Below are 22,850 nucleotides of genomic sequence, written 5' to 3'. Positions count from 1 at the left end.
CTGTAAAAATGTTGATAGCAATTCATAATCTACCTCATGTTTACAACTTTTATGAAAATAGCAAAATTATTTTAGTATAATTCGATCGCGCCCCTCTGCCTTTGCTTGGTAAAGTGCCTTATCTGCTTTCAGCATCAAATCTGAGGGTGAAGATTCCCATGTCGGAACCATAGTCGCCACACCAATACTCAGGGTGACATACTCACTAACCTTTGACTTGGAATGAACAATTTTTAAATTTCTGACTCCCGCTTGCATCGCCGCCGCAACATGAACTGCACTCACAGCATGGGTATTAGGCATAATGACAGCAAATTCATCACCCTCACTAATCCGGGCTGCTAAATCTTGATTTTTCTGTGCTGTATGGGCTATGACTTGACCGAGTCTGGACAAGCACGTACCTGTCTCAGAATGGCCATATTGATCAACGTAAGGTTTAAAGAAGTCTACATCACACATAATTAAGGACAGAGGTAATTCCTCTTGTGCTAAATTAATCCATTGCGTATTCAGGTAATCATCAAAGCGGCGACGATTAGCTAACCCTGTTAAGCTATCAACGTTGGCCATATGTTGTAACGCCTGGTTTGCCGCTTCTAACTGTTTATACACTTGTGCCTGTTGTAACAACCGCCGCAAACGCTGGCGCAAAACTGCCCAATGAATTGGTTTGGTTATATAATCCATTGCACCAACTTCAAAGGCATGGTTGACAGACTCTTCATCATCCAAGGATGTCATCATCAATATGGGAGTTCGTTCCCATAATTTAGAGATGACAGTATTACCTAAAGCAGAATCAGTATCAAAACTTGCAAGGGCTGCCATCAAGTTATTTCTAGCAATTTTAAGCAGTTGCTTACAGCATGTAAAGCCATCCATCACAGGCATTACCGCATCTAACAAGACTATATCCGGTTTGATAGTATCGTAAGCATGTAAACATTGCTGACCATCATTGACCTCAACCACTCGATAGCCTTCTTGTTCCATAGCTTTACGCAACAGCACTCGCATGGTCTTGTCATCAGAGGCTACCAAAATCAGTGGCGGTTGCTTAGAAAGAGAAAATGGACTTATACCTGACATAAGTTGCGTTTCGCAGAAAAACCCGATATGCGCGGCGTAAGAATTGTGCGTAAGCACAGTAGTATATTTTACTTATAAGTTGTTTCCTCCTGGAGTTCCTTCCTCACAGATCCCGGTCACTTCGGTAGTAAAATTACTGCCTTTTGTTTTATGATTGATAAAGATATAAGCCAGATCAGCAGTAATGAATATTTCCATTCTGGTCTTTGGGAGTCATAAATTTATCTCCACACTTCCAGATTCAGATACGTTATGCAAGCGCTTTTAGTGTAGAAGTTATTGGCGATCTCGATCAGGCAGTTTCGCATATTCAAATAACGCCGCCCGACATTATAGTTGTGCAGGCTAGCGTAGATGGCAGTATGGAACTGTGTAGCTGGTTGAAAGACCAAGCGAAGTTATCTTGGATATACTGTATTCTTTTGGAAGATCGTTCTCAGCAAATAACGGATAGAGATAAGTATGGCCGGGAGTGGGAATTGGAGATGACTTCCTCGGCATTAAAACAAGGAGCAGACGCTTATATTTGGCAACTACCTGAAGGAAAAACAGACTATACGTTAGCAGAATTAACTGCTAATCATCGTCTGATAATGGCACAATTAACAGTTGGTTTGCGGAAAGCGAAAAAATATCGCGATTTAATGCGGACAAATAGACCCGTCCGAAAATTAAATTCCCGAAAAGATAGGATATAAAGTTTGATTTTTGCTAATCCTAATATTTACCATATATAGCTTGTGCTGATTCCATAGCATAATAAATCATGTGTAAGCTCAAAATTAGAAAATCCTATTTTTTGTCTCTAAACTATCATCAACTATCTCAAACCCTTATTGCTACGTTGAGCGAAGACATATAAGCAATCTTTGAAAGCCTTGTACAGACTGGGTTATAAATTTACGGACAAGTCTAATGATTTACTATCAGCGATCGCTTTAGCTGATGCTTTGACAGAACTCAATAATCGCCGTGCTTTGGAATGGGACTTACCCAGACAAATTCAAAGAGCCCGTGAACATGGGCTTCTTTTGAGTTTAATTATTTTAGATATAGATGACTTTAAAAAAGTTATTGATACACATGGTCATGTATATGGTGGCAGTACATTGCAGTTGCTGTCTATCCGTCTGAAGCACAATCTGCGCTTTCAGGATACTCCATTCGTGTATGGTGGTGATGAATTTGTGGTTCTTTTAGCTAATACTACTGGTGAAGAAGCATTAATTGTCGCACGCCGTCTGAATCGCATAGTTAACGAACAACCATTTGTGATTAATAATCATCAGGCTATTAATGTCACCATTAGTTTAGGTACTGCCTGCCTGCAAAACAATGATGATGAGCAAGGTACCAGCCTATTGGATCGTGCCGATCAATGTCTACTAGAAGCTAAAGCTACTGGAAGAAATAAAGTGATTGGCTGGGACTTATCCGATGTCTCCTATCTCAAAGCTGCTTCTTCGTGACGCTTGATTGGGGGGATAAGGGGGACATATCAATTCAAAATTCAAAATTGGGAAGAGGGTGGACAGGCAAACCAATGCTTAATGAATAATTGTAGCTAACTGTTGACCTGAGAGACTTTCAGCGTTTTTTGAATTACTGTCACTGAGTAGAATTCTCAAAGGAGCTTGCGAAGTGAACTTGAGGCTTTGACCCCCCAATATTTAGCTTACCACCACTCGTGAGAGTTTAGAAAAAAGCGGATTTTGTCAATCAGCTAAAATACTCAAAATGAATAAAAGTGCAATCACTCTAACCTCTTATGAGTGGGTAGCTGCTTTGATGTCCAACTCATCTCTTACTGCTGGAACACCTTATGTGCAGACAACTTTTCAAACAGCTTCTAATATGGAGTAATATCATTATCTAAGTAAATAAGTATGGATATCGATAGAGAACTAACTTTAGAGGAAAAAAGCACTAACGCCGAAACCTGGCAGCATATTTTTCTAGTGCAAAAGCTCTTAGCCAAAATGCAGGTAGAGCTTATGAAACGGCAATTCACGCACGACCAAAGTAAGCTTCGCTCACCTGAAGTGGAAGCGTTTACTGAAGTTACTCATAAGCTAAAAGGACTCACTTATGGAAGCTTGGAATACCAAGAAAATCTTAGAGAGATAAAATCAGCTCTAAAACACCACTACTCCGTAAATAGACACCACCCAGAGTTCTTTAAAAACGGAATTGAGGGCATGAACCTTATTGACCTGATGGAGTTACTTTGTGATTGGTACGCTGCCAGTAAACGCCATGATGATGGAGATATTCATAAGAGCATCGAGATTAGTGTAGAACGTTTTGGGCTTTCACCACAACTTGTTGCAATTCTGAATAACACCATCCCCTTAATGGAAGATATGTTTGAAGGTTTGCATACACAAGCTGACATCTAAATTTATATGAGAGCATTCTCTTGTCTTTTCAAGACCAGATTCGTGACGTTTCTTCTGATCGATAAGACTTAAATAAGTAGCACTAATTTATCACTACTTTAACTCTTTTCACGCCGATGATTCGCCCGTACTGACGCAAGACACAATCCATGTAGTGAACTCCTTTATAGGCTGAATTTTCTGTAGCAGAATGTCCTCTTCCTGCAGGATGTCCTAAATCATTTTCTATTTCAGCTTCAGCTCCTTCATTTCTTACTGTCCATTCAACCGTTACATAAGGTGGAAGGGAACTAGTATTTACCAATTTAAAGGTAATAGAGCAATTTTTTGGAATTGGCCCAATAGAATCGATACCACTCCAGTTGTTAGTTCGTTGTGATAAAGGTTTTTTGCGTTCTGCGGTGACAAAAATTGTAGGCGTAAATACTTGACGGAGCAATGAATCTTGCCGTGACTCTGAAAACTTCACGATTTCTTCTCTGGCTTCTGGTAATGGGAAGAAATGTTTGTATACTGTGCTCCATATGTCAGCCGCTTCAACTTCTGTCTTCGCATTCAGAGCCTGTTGAGCAAGAGTAGCGAATTGTTCTATATGCTTCTTTAACGCAGTGATGCCATTTTTCCCAAGACGATCGGACATAATTTCTGCGTGATTGACTGGATTATACACCGTTGAATCTTGTGTAAGTCGAGCTAATATTAACCTAAGAATTCCAGTCAGTGCATTATCATCACTTGATCGTTCTTCTTCACTGAGTAACTCATAAGATTCTGTAACTAAGACAGTTAATAAAATTGCAGAAGGTTTTCCTTCTCCTTCTTTCAGGTTAAGAATCCCCCATGCTTTTAAATAACGAATGAGACGGCGTACATTATGACGAATATCCTCATCTGGAAATTGTTGTTTAAACCATACATAAATTGCTTTTGGATCACTTTCTTCCCACTCATCTTCTTCAGTCGCTAACGCCCTTGCATCGCGTGAATTATCTAAATGATACGTGGGTACATCAATATGAAAGTCGCCTTCATAGTGAATCCGATTACACCGCATTTTAGGAGACGCTACTTTTTTAATATCATTTTGATGTTGCCTATAAGCCTCCATACATTCTTGCACCATTTTCTTTAATTGCAAGGGAGAAAACTCACCATCATGAGGTTCACCTTGCCATTGAAAATATATTCCTAAATCAATATCAAACTCATCGCCATTAAAAAGTGGACGTAACTGAGTCTTAAATTTATAAGATCCTTGTAGCCACGAGTAAATTGAGTAGCCACTTATTATTTTTAATTCAGCTTTCAAATAATCTGCAAGTTCATTCCATCGTTGTTTTTGTGCTTCTTTTTGTTCATTGCTAGGAGTAATACGTCTATGAAGTGTTTGCTTCTCTGTCGAAGAATTATAAAACAATGATGCGGTAATTCCCATAAAATTATAAATTATTTGAGTTTCGATGAGATCCGTAATAAAAATAAGGAGTAGGTGGTGTGTGCTGGAGCATTCTGCGGAGTACTGGACTTGAAATTGATTCTCGCAACGCAGCACTTGCTAAACCTTTAATAGTGGATTGAGCCGCAGAAGTTGCAACGTCAAGTCCTAGATCACCTTCCTGGGCTTTTGATTGAGCTGAGTCAATCCGGAAATAGCGATCACCTAATTTGTGGGTGAGCATAAATTCTGTCAATTTCTGTTGCGAGGAGAGGATGACAGACATTAGTCGTGTGTCGTAAAACCAATCTAGGATTCCTAAATTTCGACCAGTACTATGAGAGAAAGAAAATTGTGAAGTAGTAGTTCCAATACTCAAAATAGACACCTGCGTTGTAGGCACTTTAAAGAAGTACTCTGCTTCGTGAAGTGCTACGGCATCAGGCATATTAGCACAGAGTCCGCCGTCAGTGAACAGTTCATCTCCAACCTGTGCTAAAGGAAAAAATGTGGGTGCTGCTGATGTGGCTAAAGCTACATCATGAACCCTAATGCGGTGATCTCGTTCAAATCGCTCGTGATGGGGTGTTTTGAACACTTGAGGTCTTCCCTTGGTCAAATTGATAGTAGGGACAACAATTGGGTGTTTGAGATCGCCTATGAGTGTCGCAGGATCAATGAACTCATGTAACGCATTCCGTAACCCGTCATGCTTATACTTAGGGTTGAAAAGCGCACGTCCAAGGTCAATCATTTTACCAAATGTTGAACGTGGTACAGGCCTTGCGGAAAATATACTCTGCCCATGCTTTTCAAATGCATGTAATATTGTCGTAGCGGGAACTTCTAACGCTAAACTTAGTGCCACAATGCCACCAATTGAAGTCCCTGCTAAAAGGTCAAAGCATTGTGCTATGGGCTTGCCAATTCTTTCTTCCAACTCACATAACACTACAACTTGGTAAAGACCAAGATATCCTCCTCCGCTTAAGGAGAGAATTTGAAAATTATTTGCGTGCTCCATCGGTAAAACCTAAAAATGAATGTGCTACTATTTGAGACTACGTTTTCTTAGAGGATGTAAAAAAGCTATCTCAGTGTAAGGTGTGAATAGAAAGAACACAGCACCGAGAGAGTAACATGAGTAAAGCATACCCCAGTAATTTGACTGATGCCCAATATGAATTTATCAGTGAACAGAATTCATCAAATTTACCAATGGCTAAAAAATAACGGTAGATACTGCTTGGCGTTGGGAATAGGAAAGAGTTCTAAAATATGCCAATAGTTGAGAGCTTTGGGTTACTGCTTCTCTTTTAGCTCAAGGGATAGCGCCGCATCATTTCGCCTACTTCCACTGCCTCCCCATCCAGCGTATACACGAACCCTCCAGACATTGCAAGTGCAATCCTCTGCTTCCTCACCCACTCAAACCAAGCACTCACATCCGATGTCACCACATTCTTGCCCTTAGCCCCACTCTTGCAGCTGTTGATAAATAAGCCAGTCGGATTATCACACCATCCCTCGTGAATTCCTTCCTTCACTCGTGCGATCGCTCCGGCGACATTCGCCCAATATTTCTTCACCACTCCCAAACACGGCTCTGGGTTAATCCGGAGTCGCCGTAACTCTGTGCAAACCTCAGCAATCTCGTGTTTGCTAGGCTTATACGTACTTGAACCGACTTTGACTTCTGCCTCGGAAAACTCGTCCTCATGAGGGTCTATCTCCCCCGTTGAGTTATCTTGTTCAATTTCATCAACAAAGCGAGTAATCTGGGGTTGTTCTGGTTCTGGTGCTTGGCGAACTGGCTCATATTCGCTTTCTTCTACTCCTTCATCCTTTACTTCCCCAACAGCAGTGTTTTGTTGTGGTTTAGAAGTTTCAGGATCTGATCTATGGTGTTGTTCTGCATTGAATTCTGAAGGTTCAGTTTTGCACTTGCCAGGTTCCAATAGACGATTCAGTACATCAAAGTGTAATTTATACTGCCATGTTCGATCCTGACCGTTACCAGGATTTTTCTGTTTTTCAATAATACCCATTTCCTCAAGGCGAGCGATCGCACTCCTAATGACATGAAGACTATGTTCACCCATTAGGTCAGCGTAAATTCTCTTGAGTGGCTGGTAAACCCAAGGAGTGCGGTGATTTTTGAGCTTCCACTTTGTCCAATGTCGGAAATACTCAATCAGCTTGGCCGCACAGAAGTTACCAGTAATATCCAGATATTCCCGCCGCAATATCACCAGCACAGATGCTTTTTCGGTAGAGACAACAGCACTCATCTTCTACCTCCTACATGCGGACGAAAAGTTAGATTAATTCTTGTGCCAACCAATTTCTTGGTTTTGGGAACTTGATGTAGATGTGTGGACTGACAACCAGGGTGCATGATCAGCAAACTCCCATGTTCCAGCCAAAAATCAGTCGGCTTGCCCCCGATGAGCTTTATCTGAAACTTCCGCTCCGCTCCTAAACTTACAGATGCGATGGCTGGATTAACACCCATCGACGATTCATTATCTGCGTGCCAGCCAATAGAATCCTGGCCGCTCCTGTATTGATTGCCGATAACTATGTTGAATTTGTAGCCAGTCAGTGAAGTAATTCTGTCCCTCAACTGGCCCAGAACTTCTGTCCAAGGCAGGGGTTTCAGTAGCACGCTCTTGGAATACAAATACTCACAACCTTTGTCACCATAAATGCATTCTAGCCGGGGCACAAGTAAAGTTTTACCCACCATTTTGATTTGATTCTGCTGCCATTGCAGTCCAAGGCAGTGCTGATATAGTTCGTTCGCTTCTTGTTTGCTAAGGAACTCTGGATAATAAGTGACTGGTAAAACTCTTGTGGGTTCATTAAAAAGGGACATCTGTATCATCTTGTTCTCCTTTTAACCATAGTTGTTTCAATGCTTCTTGTTTCGCTGCTTCTAACTTTTCTTTCTCCTGGGCTGATGACTCACCGACGAGCTGCTCAAATTCCGCCCGTTGTCGTTGCTTCAATTGCTCAGTAGTCACAGGAGGTAATGCCAGTTGCTCATTTGTCCCTTGCTGGGAAGGACGGAAGTTACGACGGCGGAAGATGTAGCGGAAATGGCGTTTGTCCTGTGGGGGAAGCTTTCGCCATACTTCTTCATTCCAGCCTGGGGGTATGAAGTCAGCAGATGGTGGCAGAAGGTTTTGAATTTGGGATTGGAGGTTAGCGATCGCTTTACCTTGGGCTGCTATTTTTTGCTCTAATTCGACAACCCGCAACTCGACTGCGTTTGATAACGCTAGCTTTGCTTTTTCAAATGCTTTGACCAAATGCCGCTTGCACTGCCTAACCTGTTCGGTGTTACGACTGTAGGTCATTAACAAAGTTGCTTGGGGTTCAGTCAGTAGAGCATATTTTACGGAATTGCTTGCCCCAACTGAATTTGTGACAGTCTCCGTTTCAAACGCGACCTGTCCCCAGTCCTCTTCTATCTCCTCAATATACTTAGTTAACGTTGCCAAAAAGTTTTTATGCTGGATACCTAACTCTTGAGCTATTAACCGCGAATCAACAACTAATACACCTTCATGTTGAATAACATTGAGACTGGACATATCTCCTCCAGTTTTAAAGCATTACTTGGGAGCGGCATTGCACTGATACCGCTATCTAAATTTGTTAATTTGAGTGAGCAGCAGTGGAATTGCTGCCCACAGTTGGTTTTAAGCTATTACCAATTTTTGACCCTGGGCTGTACCAGAAAGAAGCGATCGCCATTCTCTAGGGCTGAGGTGTTCAAGTAGTCGATATCCCAAATATTCATCAGCTGCGCTCTCGGACAACGACTGCACAGCATCTGCTGCCGAGTTACAGGGTATGCATTGATTTTCCTGTGCTGCACGTATGACCCACCAGCGACCATCAGTGCATCCGACTTCGCCAAGCTTTACATCATTGTGGTAAATGCCATCGTCAAGCATTTCAAACCCATACTTTTCACACGCGCTGAAAATCTCAGCCATGATTTCGTTACCAGTAGCAGAAGAGGCGGGGGAGCAGGGGAGCAGAGGAGCAGGGGAGAAAGATTCTTGCCCCTCCGCCCCTCTGCACCTCAGCCCCTCCGCTTCTTCTTCTAGCTGCTCTTGCAATGGAAGCTTGCTTTGCTGGTACTGTTGTTTGATGTAGCTGTGGCATCTAGCAGGACTGATGTCTCGGAAGATCTCAATACTGTTAATCATTACCCGCCAGTACAAATTCTGGTAATTGCCGTGGTCGTAGCTAATGCTAGCTACCAATTCATCCCCAACAAATGCCTCTTGGTCATAAAACGAAATTTCTAAAATTGTTGGGGCTTCTGGTACTTCAATTTCACTTTGTGGGTTAAGTTTTCCATCAACAGAAGAAGTCAGAAATCGGAAGTCGGAAGTCGGAGGTAATTTACTTTCGTCTTCTATGTGCGAAATTCCAACTTTATCTTCAGAGCATTTTTCCACTTCCGACTTCCGACTTACTACTTCCGACTTATCTTTGTGCTGCCATTCGATGAATCTTTGGCATCGGGCGATTGTGGTATCCCGGAAAATCTCTTCACCATTCACCATGACTACCCAAGGTTGTGTAACAAACTCGTCATAGTCGTAGGCGATGTAAGCGACCAGTTGCTTGAGCGCGTACACTTCGTAGTGGTAGCAGTTGATTTCTACTGTAGTCAGTTGAGGGGCTATGGCTTCGGCTTGGTCTGTGATGTACTGGTCGAGTTCGGCTTGGGCTATTGCTTGTTCGTCAGGGTTAGCATCAACGACTGTCTCAACTCTGATTGCCTGATACTCAGCGATCGCGCTCATCCAAGCATCCTTGCACCGCTTGTCAAATACCTCAACTGTGCAGCCGACTTCACAATAGATTTGCTTGAGCCGAGCTATGGATTTGTGTTGCAGCTGTTGATGGCTATAAGTTGTATATGTCATGATTGATGAGTCTCTAAAAGGACAGAAGGCGCTCAAGATTCGCAGTCGGGAGCGCTTTCTTTATTTATATGGTAGCACTACTTTAATGCTACTTAAACATTTTTATTATGCTAAGGTAGCGTTACCCTCATGCTATAATGAAGGGAGTATAGTTTTGGAGTAGTGCTATGGTGTTATCGGTGGTTACAGCCAAAAAGCGAATGTCGCTTTATTTGGATGAGGCATTAAAGTCTGACTTGGAACGGTTAGCCAAGATTCGGAAGCGTTCTCTATCAAATTTGATAGAAGTTATTTGCGAAGAAGAGCTAGAACGCGCTAGGAAGAGTGGAGAATTAAAGGATGCATGACTTTAAGTCATCAATCTTTACGCTGTAACTTCATTTCAGCAGCAGTAGAAACTGTAAATAGTAGGTCATATTTACATAAATTGAGGCAAACAGATACTAGATACTCTAATGGAACCGACTTTGAGTAAATTAGAGCTAATTTCAGTATTAGTATGGTTAACACCTAATGAGGAGGCATTATAAGTCAATGAGCAGAAATATTTACCGTCATTGCCAGCAAAATGACATTTAGCAGAGCAATATAAAATCCTTGTGATTGCTACCCTGCTGGAAGGCTCCGCCTACATTCTGCTCTCCTTCCCCTACAAAGACACTAGGCGAGCGGAAACGCTTGAGAGCGAACACTCCATTCGCACATTTGTGTAACTACTTAAGTATTTTTGTTCCTGCTCAAATTAACGTATCAATCTTGCCATCACTTGAGCTAGAAGAGGTGGATGAATGGACAACCCACCCCGTAAGCGCAAAAAAGCCACCTCTACATCCAGTGACTTACAACCAGCAGTTAACCCACAAAATAGCTCTCCTCAGGACAATCAGGATTTAGTAACCATCGATGTTCCTGCTGTTGAAGTTCCAGAATTAACTCCAGAAGAACAGAGCGATCGCTTGCACCTGGAGCGAAAAGTCGAGAGGGCATTTTTTGAGGCAGGTAAGGCATTGGCAGAATTGCGCGATCGCAGACTCTATCGCTCCACTCATCGCACATTTGAGGACTATTGCCGCGATAGATTTGGGCATAGTCGGCAACAGTCGAATTATTTGATTGCCGCAGCTGGTGTTTACGAAAATCTGACAACCATTGGTTGTCAAAATGTGGAGAATGAAAATTTGACAACCATTTGTTGTCAAATTCTGCCCACGAATGAGCGTCAAGTCCGCCCACTCACTAAGCTAGAACCCCAACAGCAACAGGAAGTTTGGCAACAGGCTGTAGAAGAAGCTGGCGGTAAAGTACCGACTGGTAAAATCGTCAAAGATGTCGTGCAGCGCATTATGGAACGCACCCAAGTACTCAACAGCTACCAGTTGGGTGAAGTCTGCCAAATCTTAGCAAAGGACAATCCCGAACTCAGGGGCAAAGGCGGTTGTTGGGCAATTGTCGCTCAAGTGAATAACTTCAGTTGCACCGTGAGGAATTGGGATGGTGAACTGACGGTGGGGCTGAAGCATCTCAAGTCTTACGAATACTTACCTGAGGATTGTCAGCAGATGCAGGAGATATGCGAGCGTATTTCACGGGTGTATTCCAGTGGGCTGGAGGAATCGGTGCAGAAGTTTTTGGAGTCGCTGGGGAAGCTGAAGCGGGCCTATATTACTGCTGTGGAAGAGAAGCGAACAATCACTACATTTATTTTCTCTCCCCAGAGTGACGGAAGAGCGCTCAACTCTTGAGCAAGCGAGACTTGGAAACCATCAAAAGAGCCGCTATACTTCATAATTAGACAAAAACTGAACCTGTAGATGGATTCCTCACCTGTAGCTGATGATGCCTCATTGTTAACCAGAATCGCTAAACATGACCAAACTGCTCTTTCTCAACTCTACGATCGCTATGCCAAGATAATTTATGCTGTGGCATTTAAAAGTCTGAGATCGGTTGAGGAAAGTGAAGAAGTAGTCCTAGATGTTTTTGCTCAAGTCTGGCGAATAGCTGAAAACTATGATTTGGCTAAAGGCAGAGCAGATACTTGGCTATTTGTGCTAACGCGCAGCCGGATTTTGGATCGCCTGCGAAAGCACCAGCGCAGTCAATCTTCTTCTGCAATCTCGACTGAGCTTTTAGAGATCCAAATCCCAGATCAGAGCGTAGATCCTATTGAGGAGGTATTGCAGGGCGAGCGTCGAGCGAGCGTGTTATCAGCATTGAAACTACTGCCACCAGAACAACGTCTAGTGATTGAATTAGCTTACTATCAAGGTTTAACCCATAGTCAAATAGCAACTCAGACACAGATGTCTTTAGGCACAGTTAAAACCAGAATTCGGTTAGGCTTAAATAAGTTGAAGTCTGCCCTTGATGTTGAAGTCTAGGTATAGGTTTAAAAGTAAAAGGTTTGTTAAAGGCTAAATCTGCTCATGAGTTTTGAAAACCACTGTTTCTGTGAATTAGCTCCATTGTATGTGCTGAATCTACTGAGTGAGCCAGAAAGGCTATGGGTTGAGCAACAGTTGGCAGAATGTCCAGAATTAGCTGAGGAACTAGCCCAATACGAGATAGCAGCAACAGCGATTCCATATAGTACGCCTGTTGTGCCAATGGCAGAGGATTTGAAAGACCGATTATTTGCTCGCTTAGAGTTGGAACCTCTGGAGTCTCATCCCCAGGAGATTCCAAATGCAGACAATATCCTATCTTCATATCTAGCAGTAAGATCGCAAGATGTGCAATGGCAACCTCACCGTGTCCCTGGTGTAGAAACTGCCATTTTTCATACCGATCCCATCAAGCGGGAGATTGTTGGGGTTTTGCGGGCTGCTCCTGGGGCGCATTACCCCATGCACCGTCATGCAGCGATTGAGGAAATCTATATGCTAACTGGCGATTTGGTTGTTGGAGATGAGGTTTATCACACAGGGGACTACATTCGCTCCCAGCCAGGATCGGTTCATGGGCCCCATACAATCGGGGGCTGTATGTTCTTTTTCCGCACTTCAATGGATGATGAATATCTTGGTTTTGCGTCAGATGAGGCTTAAAAAAAGCAAAAGGGCAGGGCATAGGGAAAATACTCTCTTTATCTCCTGGTTCTGCGTTGAAAAAATCTTTCGATCAAGTTCTGCTTTTATAGATCCAAATCAGATTGCTCGACGTATATATCTTTTAGATGAACAGCTGAGTCTGCAAGAGCAATAGTCAAATGCTATTTGCTCTCTACGAAGCTGTAGAGAATTTGCTATGAAATTACCTCTTGAGATATTTCTTCTGAAGTAGGGACAGTTTTGCCTTGGCTGTTCTCTAATCATCATCTGTAAATTCAACATGACATCATCTCAAAGACACTAAATTATGGATTTTCAAAGCGCTTTAACTAAAAAATCCTCACGTCGCTCAATCTTCTCTCGCCGTGAGGTGGTGGTAAGTGGAGCAATAGCTGGTGTGGCTGGTGCATTGGGCTTACCTCTGCTTGCCCAAAAAGCAGAGGCTAGCTCAAGCTCTGCTGAACAAAATGATATAAAAATTCTCAATAATGCTCTTTACTACGAGCATCAAGCTATTTGGGCTTATAGTTTTGCAGCTGGCAAGTTAACTAATACTGATGTAGGTAAAACGGTTCTAGCTTTAGCTCTTCGCAACCAAGCAGATCATAAAAAACATCGGGATGCTTTGGCAACCACTGTCTCCAGTCTGGGTGGAACTCCAGTAAAAGCAGAGGCTAGTTATGATGTTTCGTCTTACATCAAAAAAGGTGAGGGCAACATAGATAGTGATGTCAACATTGCAAAATTGGCTTTAGCTTTGGAAATAGATGCAGCGATCGCTTACACTCTGGAAGCTGCCAAGCTCAAAACACCCAAACTAGTTACTGTCGGAGCGAGTATTGGCACCACTGAATCTGCCCACGCTGCTGCTATTCGTGCAACTTTCAGAGCACTGGGTGTGGGTATTGAAATTGTGCCTGCTGCTTTTGTGAGTGTAGAAAATCGTGATGCTTGGATATTGAAGGTCTAGTGCAAAAAGGCAACTAAGTTATACCAATTCAAAATTCGTCTTCTCCCAAAGGGAGAGGCTACGCCAAGAAAAGTTTCCTACGGCGGAAAACCGCTCCGGGTACTCCTACGGAGAAGCAAGCTACGGCAGTCTACCCGGCGGTAGAGCCGCACGTGTGGCTGCACTCACCGCCTACAGAAATTTCCGCAAAATTCACGCATTGCATTAACAAATCCTTATTTAACAAGGTTTCTGAAGTTGGATCTGTTTCAAACTTTTAGCGAATTGGTATTACACAGAAGAAAGTATATACAGTGAGGTTTTAACATTTTTTAATTAGATAGCTATTGCCGACCCCCCACTGATTGATTCTGACGAATGTATTCTTCTTCAATCAGCAACCTTGTTTTGAGGGACGCTCGCTACCAACATTCCCCTAAATTTATAGCTAAATAAATACTTGAAATCAGGAGTTTTAAAATGCTAAATTTCAGCCCTCGATGGAGTGGTTTAGCCTTAGCGATCGCTGGCATACTTTTCGGTACTTTTATGTTCTTTCATCCATCAAATGATGCTCAAGGAGCTATGAATCCTCTGTGGACACCAGTTCATGTAATGTGGTTTGTATCCTATCTGCTGATTTTGTTAGGCTTGAATGCCTTTCCAGTAAATCTAGGTGATGAGGTGGGAAGATTGGGTTTTACAGCTTACTTACTCTCTTTCTTGGGTACTGCTCTATCACTGCCAATAGCTGTTTGGGACTCTTTTATTGTTCCTTATCTTGCCGTTCATGCTCCAGAAATGATTGAGCAAATTGAGGAGTCATCATTAGAAACGCCTGTATTGACCTTTCGGATTGTCTTTTTCCTCACGGTAATTACCTTTTCATTAGGCTTTCTGCTTCTAGGTGTATCGCTTCTGCGTATGCACTTGCTGTTGCGTGTAGCGGGTGGATTATTAATGATTGGTGCGCCGCTATTTTGGATGGGAGCGATCGTATTTAGTAAAGGTTCACTGAGTAACGTCGTCACGATTATCGGAGCAGTATTTTTTGGCGCAGGACTAGTATTGCTTGGCTATTGTTTATGGTCAAAATTTGAAAAACTGGTAGCTACAGCATCAAGCATCAGATAAATTGCTGCAATATCAGTTTGTAACTAATACCACATGACATAAATAGAGCATTCATTTTAAATCAATAAAACTCTAACTTTATGGGAATTACCAATTACGAATTACTATGCGATCGCCTATATCTCAATCTTCAATTCTCTGGCGACAAGTCTGGGGCTTGGCAGCGTTAATAGCAGCTATCATTTTTAGCTGGATGGCTTATGGTTTCTATCAACCCAGAATTTTAGAAAAACTTGGCTTTGCAGGTATTGCTAGTAGTTTGGGAGTCCTGCAAGGACTACTAGGAGCAGTGGTAGAACCTTATTTTGGGCGAATTTCCGACCGAGTGATGCGGCGAGTTGGTTCTCGTCTGCCGATGATTGCCGTTGGCGTAACCTTGGCAGGTACGATCTTTGTGGTGGTATCGCTGTTGCTTGGGGGCGAGTTACCAAACGGTTTGCGCTGGTTAATTCCTGTGCTAATGACTATATGGGTCATTGCTATGATTGTGTTTCGTGGCCCTGCCATTGCCTTGCTGATGCAGTTTGCACCTAGTGCCGAATTACCTAAAGCTACTACCATTCTGGTCTTAGTCTTTGGATTGGTAGGAGCAGTTGGGCCTTTATTGGGTAACTTGATTCAACATTTGGGGGCATCACTGACATTTCTGTTGGGAGCTGTTGTTTTGATAGTTGGGGCATTGCTTCTATGGTCAGCAAAACCTCAATATACTCTGCCTATAGAGGAAAGTTATCAACCATTACCATCTTTTTTACGTTCGGTGCTAATTTTTGGTGTAGGTTTAGGCGCAGGTTTAGAAGTGAACCTGCTACTGAGACTTTTTCCTGTTTTACTACACAAGATACTGCCGAGCATTGGAGCAGAGTATATTAGCTCTGCTATTTTATTGGTGTCTGGCTTGAGTGGACTTTTCTTAGAGCGATTGATTTTGCGATTGGGTGTTAAAAAGGCGATGAAAATGAGTTTAGGTGCGATCGCCGCTGTTATGGGACTGGCCCTACTAACTCATTACAGTATACTTGCAATGGGATTAGTTGTTGCCTTTGGAGTAACCCTTGGTCTTTTGTTTACCAGTCAAATTCCCTTTGCTCTTTTCATAGTTCCTCCCGCGTGGGCAGGTTTAGGAACAGGATTGTACTTTGGTGGTATGGGTGCGGCTACTGCTTTGATTTCACTGCTGCAACAATACAACGGAATAGCTCCTGTAATCGGGTTTTTTGGGAGTGCAATCGCCGCTTTGATTGCAAATTCTTGTCTCAATGCCATCAAAAACGTTTGAGAAACTCTGATGTCATTAATTTAGGAGTATAACTATCATGTCAACCATATCAACACAGGCGATCGCTACGTTGATTGCTAATTACTTTGCAGCTACACGAGCAATGGATGTAGAAGCTTGGTTAGAGACATTTGCAGAAGATGCAATTGATTACGATCCGGTAGGTGGTGCTGTTTTAGAAGGACATACGGCAATTCGCCAGTTTTTCTTGAGTATTGCCGGAATGTTTGAAACTGTGGGACTGACTGAAGAGTTTGTGCATATTGTGGACAATGAAGTTGCTGTCAAATGGACGGGACGCGGTATTGGGAAAAACGGTCATGAGGTCATATTTGAAGGCATTGATATATTTGAAATCAATGCTGCTGGTAAGATTCAAACACTACGAGCTTACTGGAATCCAGAGGTAGCGATCGCTGCATTACAAAGGTAATTTAGTGTCTACTCAACTTTATTATGTGTATAACCTCTGGATTTAACTTCAATTGGGCAATCTACAGGTGCTAATTTATCGCTGCAATTTTCTTATCCCCCTCCCCAGCATTGAAAGACTAGGAATTTAATGATAGTCTAAAATGCATAACAGTGGAAAAAATTGCTTTTTTTGACTACCTAAAAATATTCCATAAAAATATCAAACTTTTTGTCTGCAAGATGCAGGCAAAGACGTATTGATAACCGAAAACGGTACACTTTACACTATCGGTTTTTATGCCAGCAAAATTTTACATTCAGACAGAGTGGGCAACTGGTTTTCTTCACTAAAAGTAGGCAGTTATATGTCCTACACAAGTTGCGTGTCTGGAAGATGAGCAAATAGCTGGTCAATAATTACTGGCTAGTTGAGATATTTAGAAAAAATTCATTGTCTTTGACATTACTGACTAATTTTGAGAGTAAAGTTTTTGCTTTCATGTCAATATTCCCTGAAATTGGGAACTATAAAACGAAGAACAAAGCCAGATTTTTTTCTTCTGCTCATACCTGTTGAGTGTCTTATTCGACTGGTAATCTTTTAGATGTTTTCTAGTTTTATTTCCATACATCAAAACTATCAGGAGCAAATATGCAAGCAGCGAACGTAACTCTGGGAATTCCCAACTTCAACACTATGAATACCCAGGATTATATTGAACTAGAACAGCAATATGGTGCTGATAATTACCATCCTTTAGATGTAGTCATTACCAAAGGAGAAGGTGTATGGGTATGGGATATAGAAGGTAAAAAATACCTGGATTTTCTTTCGGCTTATTCAGCATTAAATCAGGGTCATTGTCATCCCAAAATTCTTCAAGCAATGATAAAACAAGCTCAACAAGTTACACTGACTTCCAGAGCTTTTCGTAATGACCAATTAGGAAGATTTTATCAAAAGCTTTCTGAGATTTCTGGTTTACCTAAAGTACTACCCATGAATTCGGGAGCCGAAGCCGTGGAAACGGCTATCAAAGCCATTCGTAAATGGGCTTATAAAGTAAAAGGCATACCAGAAAATCAAGCAGAAATTATAGTTTGTAGTAATAATTTTTCTGGACGCACTATTAGTTTAATCAGTTTCTCTACAGAAGAACAATATCAAGATGGATTTGGGCCTTTAACCACTGGGTTTAAAGTTATCCCTTTTGGTGATGCTAAGGCATTAGAAAAAGCAATTACTCCTAACACTGCGGCATTTTTGGTAGAACCAATTCAGGGTGAGGGAGGTATTATTGTTCCGCCTCATGGGTTTTTAAAGCAAGCTGAACAAATCTGTCGCCATCATCATGTCTTATTGGTCTTTGATGAAATCCAAACGGGCTTGGGAAGAACAGGTAAAATGTTTGCCCATCAATATGAGGATGTTAAGCCAGATGGCATAACTGTAGGTAAAGCTTTATCTGGTGGATTTTATCCCATTTCTGCGTTTATTTCGACAGAGGAAGTGATGGGTATATTTCAACCAGGGGATCATGGTAGTACCTTTGGGGGAAATCCTTTAGCTGCTGCTATTGGCATTGCCGCACTTGATGTTCTTATAGAAGAAGAATTATCAGAAAAAGCCTTAAAACTAGGGGAATATTTTATAGAGAAATTACAATCAATTAAGAGTTCATATATCAAAGAAGTACGCGGCAAAGGTTTATTAATTGGCATGGAATTGTATCCTGAAGCTGGTGGTGCAAGGCGTTTTTGTAAAGCTTTAGCTAAAGAGGGATTATTAGCTAAAGAGACTAGAGATAATGTCATTCGTTTTGCTCCACCCTTAGTTATTTCCCAAGATGAAATAGATTGGGCATTAGAGAAAATTGAGCGAGTTTTGACAACCACTGGTTAGTTTGGCACAAATTGAGTTTTGCGGGGTGGTTGATAGTGTTTGAGAAGTCATTAATAGCAAAATTGAACAATCGTCTCATCCAACTTATGAGTATCTGGGAATTGTACGTCAAATTGAATAAAAGACGGCAATCAGATCCCGGTTTGTCCTGGTATGACCACTGCGAAGCACCTAGTACGTTGGCAGAATTTGCCTTCTAGTTGTGTAAGTAGACCGGATGATTTTAATTTTCAATAAAAAGGACAATCTACCATGAATCGTGAAGAACTTTTGCAAGAGACCGTGCAACCAATTGACATTAAAGCTTTTGATGTTGTTGGCTTGGTGGAAGCAATGAGTAAGACAGCTTTCCAAGCTCGAAATTTGGGGCGGGCAGCGAAAATTTACGATGCAATGCTGCAAGATAAAGAATGCACGATTATTCTGTGTTTAGCTGGGTCTTTATTTAGTGCTGGACTGAAGGGAATAGTCCACGATTTAATTACTCACAATATGGTAGATGCAATTGTTTCTACCGGAGCTAACATTGTTGACCAAGATTTCTTTGAAGCGTTGGGTTATCGTCATTATGTCGGCGATCCCTTTGCTGATGATGAGGTGCTAAGACAGCAACGCATAGACCGCATATATGACACCTATATTGATGAGGATCAACTGCGGGTATGTGATATGACTATTGCCGAAATCGCCGAAGGGTTAGAGAAACGTCCCTATTCTTCACGAGAATTTATTCAGGAAATGGGGGCTTATTTGGAACGTCGGGGAAACTATGGTCAATCTGTGGTGCAAGCCGCTTATCAACACCAAGTACCAATTTTTGTCCCTGCTTTTAGTGACTGTTCGGCTGGGTTTGGTTTAGTGCATCATCAATGGAATTCCCCAGAATCTCATGTGACGATTGACTCAGTGAGAGACTTTCGGGAGTTGACCCAGTGTAAACTAGCTTCTAATTACACTGGCTTGGTAATGATTGGTGGCGGTGTACCGAAAAACTTTGCTCAGGATACGGTGGTAGCTGCGGAATTGCTGGGATTTGAAACGAGTATGCACAAGTATACAATTCAAGTCACTGTCGCTGATGAGCGCGATGGTGCTTTATCTGGTTCTACTCTTAAAGAGGCTCATTCTTGGGGGAAGGTAGATAAAGCTACTGAACAGATGGTTTTTTCTGAGGCGACTGTGGCTTTACCATTAATTGCGGGGTATGCCTATGGTAAAGGTAATTGGCGCGATCGCCAACCACATCATTTAGCTGAGTTGTTCACCAAACCTCAACCCAAGGTAGCAACTGTGTAGAGATTTTTAGGGGGTAAATTTACCCCCTGTCCCATGACAAACATAACTTGAATATTAGCTATAGCTTGTTGTGTTACCCTTCATCTTGGCAACAAGATGAAGTTTGTATTTATCTCTTGTGTCAGATAACACAAATAAGTGTTCAACTTATGGTAGAAATTGTTTGTTTTTCTGGTGTAAATTCTTTGATTTTTTTACGTAACTCTTTGTATCGTTAGGAAGACGATGATTATATAAAGTTTTTTTAAGATGGGAGGCGACATAGATAAAGTACAAACACGAAATCAAAAAGGCGACGAATTATGCAAGAAATCAAAGAAGTAAAAGGAAGCCAGGATTTACTTCCAGAAATTAAAGAGCCTTACTATTACGCTGGTACTCGTTGGAGATGGGGTTTCCAACCAAGTGCAGAGATTTGGAACGGACGCTTGGCGATGATTGGTTTCTTTGCAACTGCACTGTTTGAAATCCTTAATAAAGATGGGCTTCTTGGAGGACTGTTTTGGGGATTTTTCCAATAAAAAAGTAATGCTGCTCTATATTACTGGATTGTAGAATCACAAAAATCCTCATCTTTCAGAGAATTTAGTTTAAACAAATATGCTCAAATATTGCGCTCTATTAATGATATTAACTCTCATGAATAGAGCGTAAAAATTTTATTAGTTTATCCTCATCTGGATATTCCCACACTCTGTTTTGACACTAAATTTTAAATCTATTAAATGAATTGTCTAGATTGAAATTTAAACTCACTTTATGAATATACTTGTGAACTATTTTGAACCTTTTCTGATAACCACTGATACCAACTCTCTAACCCAGTTCCAGTTAACGCTGAAACTTGAAAAACCTGAATTTGAGGATTAACCTGCTGGGCATATTCTATGCAACGCTGAACGTCAAACTGCACATGAGGTAGTAAATCAATTTCAATTGAATAAATTTACTTGAAGTCTTGGTCATAACAGCCAGGACTTCTTTAATGTCATGAAATCTTAAAATAAAAGTGGCTGTTAACTAAAACTCTATCTTGTATTATTTTCCTGATTATGATGTACAATGGGTCGATAAGTCGGTTCTAGTGGGGAACAGCCACTAGAGGAAACGGGGAAAGTCCGGTGCGAATCCGGCGCTGTCCCGCAGCTGTAATCAAGGTTTACCTTGTGAGTCAGAATGCCCGCCGAAGTTGACTTGTAAATTTTGTACATCTGCGAGGCACGGATGATTTATTACATGGCGATCGCTAAATCTGATATTTTGAAAGCACCGCACATTAAAACGCTACAAATGGCGGCTTTCCACGAAATACGTAATTAATATTAAATTTCAATTAGTAATTACTTTTGTGAATATTCAGGTATTTCTTTTACTTTGAAACCTGAAATATTTTCAACGAGGTATGGCACAAAATTTCCATCGTTATATCTAGCGATAACTTCTCTGTATTTTCGTTAAATTCTGACTCGGTTAATCATCATGCCGAAATATTATCTTCACCGGACTGGGAAGATTCCTACTGCTGTTCATCCTTTTGTCAAACAAACAGGTTTTAGAGAAGATCAGCAGCAACCCTTTCTAAATTTAAGGCAAATAATTCGAGGTTGGCAAAAAATTGCAAGTTCAACCTATGGAAAGATTTCTCTGATGATCTCTCGTCTAATTCGGGATGAACCATGAATCAATTCAAAATTCAAAATTCAAAATTCAAAATTAAATACAGCCACTGACAAGGGGGAGGCAGTCTCGTGGGCGGGTTTCCCGACTTGAGAGAACTGGCGTTGGGGTTTATACCCGCTTTGTGAGAGAAGGATTCTTTCGCCCACAAGGGGCGAGGGTTTTCATAAACAAATCAATGTCTATCAACTGTTAGCTACATAGAAAGCTTTCACAACAATGTCAACTTTATTAGTTTATTTTGTAATTGGTTCTCTTATCGTTTTACTAATTGGAATTGCAGCTTATTTCGTAACGGCTCGTAAGTATCAATCCTCAGCCACAGTCGCTAATTCCTATGACCAATGGACGCTTGACGGCATCCTAGAATTTTACTGGGGCGAACACATTCACCTCGGTCACTACGGTTCGCCACCAAGACGCAAGGATTTTTTGGCTGCTAAATCTGACTTTGTACACGAAATGGTTAAATGGGGTGGTTTAGATAAATTACCTCCTGGTACTACCGTCTTAGATGTTGGCTGTGGGATTGGGGGTAGCAGCCGGATTTTAGCGCGAGATTATGGATTTGCTGTCACAGGAATTACCATCAGCCCACAGCAGGTGAAACGCGCCCAGGAGTTAACACCCCAAGAACTAAACGCCCAGTTTGCAGTCGATGATGCAATGGCATTGTCGTTTCCAGATGCCAGTTTTGATGTAGTTTGGTCAATCGAAGCAGGCCCCCACATGCCCGATAAAGCCGTTTTTGCCAGAGAATTAATACGGGTGCTAAAGCCTGGTGGAATTTTGGTTGTCGCTGACTGGAATCAAAGGGATGACCGCCAAAAGCCGCTAAATTTCTGGGAGAAACCAGTAATGCGACAACTGCTAGATCAGTGGTCTCATCCAGCTTTTTCTAGCATTGAGGGATTCTCCGAACTGTTGGCAGCTACAGGATTAGTGGAAGGAGAGGTAATTACGGCTGATTGGACGCAAGCAACCCTTCCTTCTTGGTTAGATTCGATTTGGCAAGGAGTGGTTCGCCCAAGCGGATTTCTGCGTTTTGGACTGTCTGGTTTCATCAAATCTGTGCGCGAAGTGCCGACGTTTTTATTGATGCGTTTAGCCTTTGGTGCAGGACTGTGCCGATTTGGAATGTTCCGTGCTGTGCGGGCAAATTCACGTACAGAATTGAGGGATAGAAACTTTGTTCAGGAAAATCCCTCAAGTTTAGTTGGGTAGCGATACTTGCGGTGGGCTGCGTCTACGCATGATGACTAATGCGTGA

The 22,850-nt window shown here is 41.8% G+C and carries 22 protein-coding genes, 2 pseudogenes and 1 riboswitch; of the genes and pseudogenes, 16 read left to right on the top strand and 8 right to left on the bottom strand.

Going from position 1 to position 22,850, the window contains the following annotated elements:
- Nucleotides 1-66: 66 nt before the first annotated feature.
- The gene (locus tag HG267_RS13415; RefSeq protein WP_045869402.1) at nucleotides 67-1,092 is read right to left on the bottom strand and encodes a diguanylate cyclase domain-containing protein; all 1,026 of its coding nucleotides are present in this window, start codon (nucleotides 1,090-1,092) and stop codon (nucleotides 67-69) included.
- A gap of 206 nt (nucleotides 1,093-1,298) precedes the next feature.
- Between HG267_RS13415 and HG267_RS13410 the strand changes: the two genes are divergently transcribed.
- The 3 genes and pseudogenes from HG267_RS13410 to HG267_RS13400 all read left to right on the top strand — a co-directional run bounded on the left by HG267_RS13410 (nucleotide 1,299) and on the right by HG267_RS13400 (nucleotide 3,491).
- Complete coding sequence (locus tag HG267_RS13410; RefSeq protein WP_369792172.1) at nucleotides 1,299-1,790, top strand: hypothetical protein; 492 nt, start codon at nucleotides 1,299-1,301, stop codon at nucleotides 1,788-1,790.
- Nucleotides 1,791-2,003: 213 nt separating this feature from the next.
- Nucleotides 2,004-2,561, top strand: a pseudogene (locus HG267_RS13405) (GGDEF domain-containing protein); the annotation flags it as partial.
- A 417-nt stretch (nucleotides 2,562-2,978) separates the two neighbouring features.
- Nucleotides 2,979-3,491, top strand: a complete 513-nt coding sequence (locus tag HG267_RS13400) for a DUF5662 family protein (RefSeq protein ID WP_052335131.1) — start codon at nucleotides 2,979-2,981, stop codon at nucleotides 3,489-3,491.
- 82 nt (nucleotides 3,492-3,573) lie between these two features.
- Here the strand turns inward: HG267_RS13400 and HG267_RS13395 are convergent, their stop codons facing one another.
- The 6 genes from HG267_RS13395 to HG267_RS13370 form a co-directional block, all read right to left on the bottom strand.
- Entirely contained in the window at nucleotides 3,574-4,926 is a 1,353-nt protein-coding gene (locus tag HG267_RS13395; RefSeq protein WP_045869401.1) for a CBASS cGAMP synthase, read from the bottom strand.
- Nucleotides 4,927-4,930: 4 nt separating this feature from the next.
- Nucleotides 4,931-5,950: a CBASS cGAMP-activated phospholipase gene (locus HG267_RS13390; RefSeq protein WP_045869400.1), complete on the bottom strand. Its 1,020-nt coding sequence runs from the start codon at nucleotides 5,948-5,950 to the stop codon at nucleotides 4,931-4,933.
- A 292-nt stretch (nucleotides 5,951-6,242) separates the two neighbouring features.
- Nucleotides 6,243-7,217, bottom strand: a complete 975-nt coding sequence (locus tag HG267_RS13385) for a hypothetical protein (RefSeq protein ID WP_081583955.1) — start codon at nucleotides 7,215-7,217, stop codon at nucleotides 6,243-6,245.
- Nucleotides 7,214-7,804 (bottom strand): alpha-ketoglutarate-dependent dioxygenase AlkB family protein, encoded by a 591-nt coding sequence (locus HG267_RS13380; RefSeq protein WP_263420052.1) that lies wholly within the window; start codon nucleotides 7,802-7,804, stop codon nucleotides 7,214-7,216. Before HG267_RS13380 ends, HG267_RS13385 begins: the two co-directional genes overlap by 4 nt.
- Nucleotides 7,791-8,525, bottom strand: coding sequence for a Rha family transcriptional regulator (locus HG267_RS13375; protein WP_052335130.1), 735 nt, complete (start codon nucleotides 8,523-8,525; stop codon nucleotides 7,791-7,793). The genes HG267_RS13380 and HG267_RS13375 overlap by 14 nt, the downstream gene beginning before the upstream one ends.
- Nucleotides 8,526-8,633: 108 nt before the next feature.
- The gene (locus HG267_RS13370) at nucleotides 8,634-9,878 is read right to left on the bottom strand and encodes a hypothetical protein (RefSeq protein WP_052335129.1); all 1,245 of its coding nucleotides are present in this window, start codon (nucleotides 9,876-9,878) and stop codon (nucleotides 8,634-8,636) included.
- A gap of 167 nt (nucleotides 9,879-10,045) precedes the next feature.
- Between HG267_RS13370 and HG267_RS13365 the strand changes: the two genes are divergently transcribed.
- The 11 genes from HG267_RS13365 to HG267_RS13315 all read left to right on the top strand — a co-directional run bounded on the left by HG267_RS13365 (nucleotide 10,046) and on the right by HG267_RS13315 (nucleotide 20,424).
- On the top strand, nucleotides 10,046-10,225 hold the full coding sequence (locus HG267_RS13365) for a ribbon-helix-helix domain-containing protein (RefSeq protein WP_045869398.1): 180 nt from the start codon (nucleotides 10,046-10,048) through the stop codon (nucleotides 10,223-10,225).
- Between the two features lie 441 nt (nucleotides 10,226-10,666).
- Entirely contained in the window at nucleotides 10,667-11,620 is a 954-nt protein-coding gene (locus tag HG267_RS13360) for a hypothetical protein (RefSeq protein ID WP_045869397.1), read from the top strand.
- Between the two features lie 69 nt (nucleotides 11,621-11,689).
- Nucleotides 11,690-12,259: an RNA polymerase sigma factor gene (locus HG267_RS13355; protein WP_045869396.1), complete on the top strand. Its 570-nt coding sequence runs from the start codon at nucleotides 11,690-11,692 to the stop codon at nucleotides 12,257-12,259.
- Nucleotides 12,260-12,304: 45 nt separating this feature from the next.
- A complete protein-coding gene (locus HG267_RS13350; RefSeq protein ID WP_045869395.1) occupies nucleotides 12,305-12,925 on the top strand; it encodes a cupin domain-containing protein in 621 nt (206 codons plus the stop codon).
- A 310-nt stretch (nucleotides 12,926-13,235) separates the two neighbouring features.
- Nucleotides 13,236-13,898: a ferritin-like domain-containing protein gene (locus HG267_RS13345; RefSeq protein WP_045869394.1), complete on the top strand. Its 663-nt coding sequence runs from the start codon at nucleotides 13,236-13,238 to the stop codon at nucleotides 13,896-13,898.
- 459 nt (nucleotides 13,899-14,357) lie between these two features.
- Nucleotides 14,358-15,011, top strand: a complete 654-nt coding sequence (locus HG267_RS13340) for a hypothetical protein (protein WP_210403077.1) — start codon at nucleotides 14,358-14,360, stop codon at nucleotides 15,009-15,011.
- A gap of 106 nt (nucleotides 15,012-15,117) precedes the next feature.
- Nucleotides 15,118-16,290, top strand: a complete 1,173-nt coding sequence (locus HG267_RS13335) for an MFS transporter (protein WP_045869393.1) — start codon at nucleotides 15,118-15,120, stop codon at nucleotides 16,288-16,290.
- A 37-nt stretch (nucleotides 16,291-16,327) separates the two neighbouring features.
- Complete coding sequence (locus tag HG267_RS13330) at nucleotides 16,328-16,723, top strand: nuclear transport factor 2 family protein (protein WP_045869392.1); 396 nt, start codon at nucleotides 16,328-16,330, stop codon at nucleotides 16,721-16,723.
- A gap of 633 nt (nucleotides 16,724-17,356) precedes the next feature.
- Nucleotides 17,357-18,607 carry an ornithine--oxo-acid transaminase gene (rocD, locus tag HG267_RS13325; protein WP_081583954.1) on the top strand — a complete coding sequence of 417 codons (1,251 nt, stop codon included), beginning with the start codon at nucleotides 17,357-17,359 and terminating at the stop codon, nucleotides 18,605-18,607.
- Between the two features lie 252 nt (nucleotides 18,608-18,859).
- A complete protein-coding gene (locus HG267_RS13320; RefSeq protein ID WP_045869391.1) occupies nucleotides 18,860-19,903 on the top strand; it encodes a 1,9-bis(guanidino)-5-aza-nonane synthase in 1,044 nt (347 codons plus the stop codon).
- Nucleotides 19,904-20,205: 302 nt separating this feature from the next.
- Entirely contained in the window at nucleotides 20,206-20,424 is a 219-nt protein-coding gene (locus tag HG267_RS13315) for a chlorophyll a/b-binding protein (RefSeq protein ID WP_045869390.1), read from the top strand.
- Nucleotides 20,425-20,660: 236 nt separating this feature from the next.
- Here the strand turns inward: HG267_RS13315 and HG267_RS13310 are convergent.
- A pseudogene (locus tag HG267_RS13310) lies at nucleotides 20,661-20,837 on the bottom strand (hydrogenase accessory protein HypB); the annotation flags it as partial.
- A 125-nt stretch (nucleotides 20,838-20,962) separates the two neighbouring features.
- A riboswitch (cobalamin riboswitch) is annotated at nucleotides 20,963-21,106 on the top strand.
- A 276-nt stretch (nucleotides 21,107-21,382) separates the two neighbouring features.
- Between HG267_RS13310 and HG267_RS13305 the strand changes: the two are divergent.
- Together HG267_RS13305 and HG267_RS13300 are read left to right on the top strand one after the other, a co-directional pair.
- Complete coding sequence (locus HG267_RS13305; protein ID WP_045869389.1) at nucleotides 21,383-21,583, top strand: hypothetical protein; 201 nt, start codon at nucleotides 21,383-21,385, stop codon at nucleotides 21,581-21,583.
- Nucleotides 21,584-21,799: 216 nt separating this feature from the next.
- A complete protein-coding gene (locus HG267_RS13300; protein WP_045869388.1) occupies nucleotides 21,800-22,804 on the top strand; it encodes a methyltransferase domain-containing protein in 1,005 nt (334 codons plus the stop codon).
- Nucleotides 22,805-22,850: the final 46 nt, after the last annotated feature.

The sequence above is a fragment of the Tolypothrix sp. PCC 7601 genome (assembly GCF_025677855.1).
GTDB lineage: Bacteria > Cyanobacteriota > Cyanobacteriia > Cyanobacteriales > Nostocaceae > Aulosira > Aulosira diplosiphon.
The sequence above is the reverse complement of the archived record's forward strand: the minus strand, read 5'-3'. Positions and strand labels throughout refer to the sequence as shown.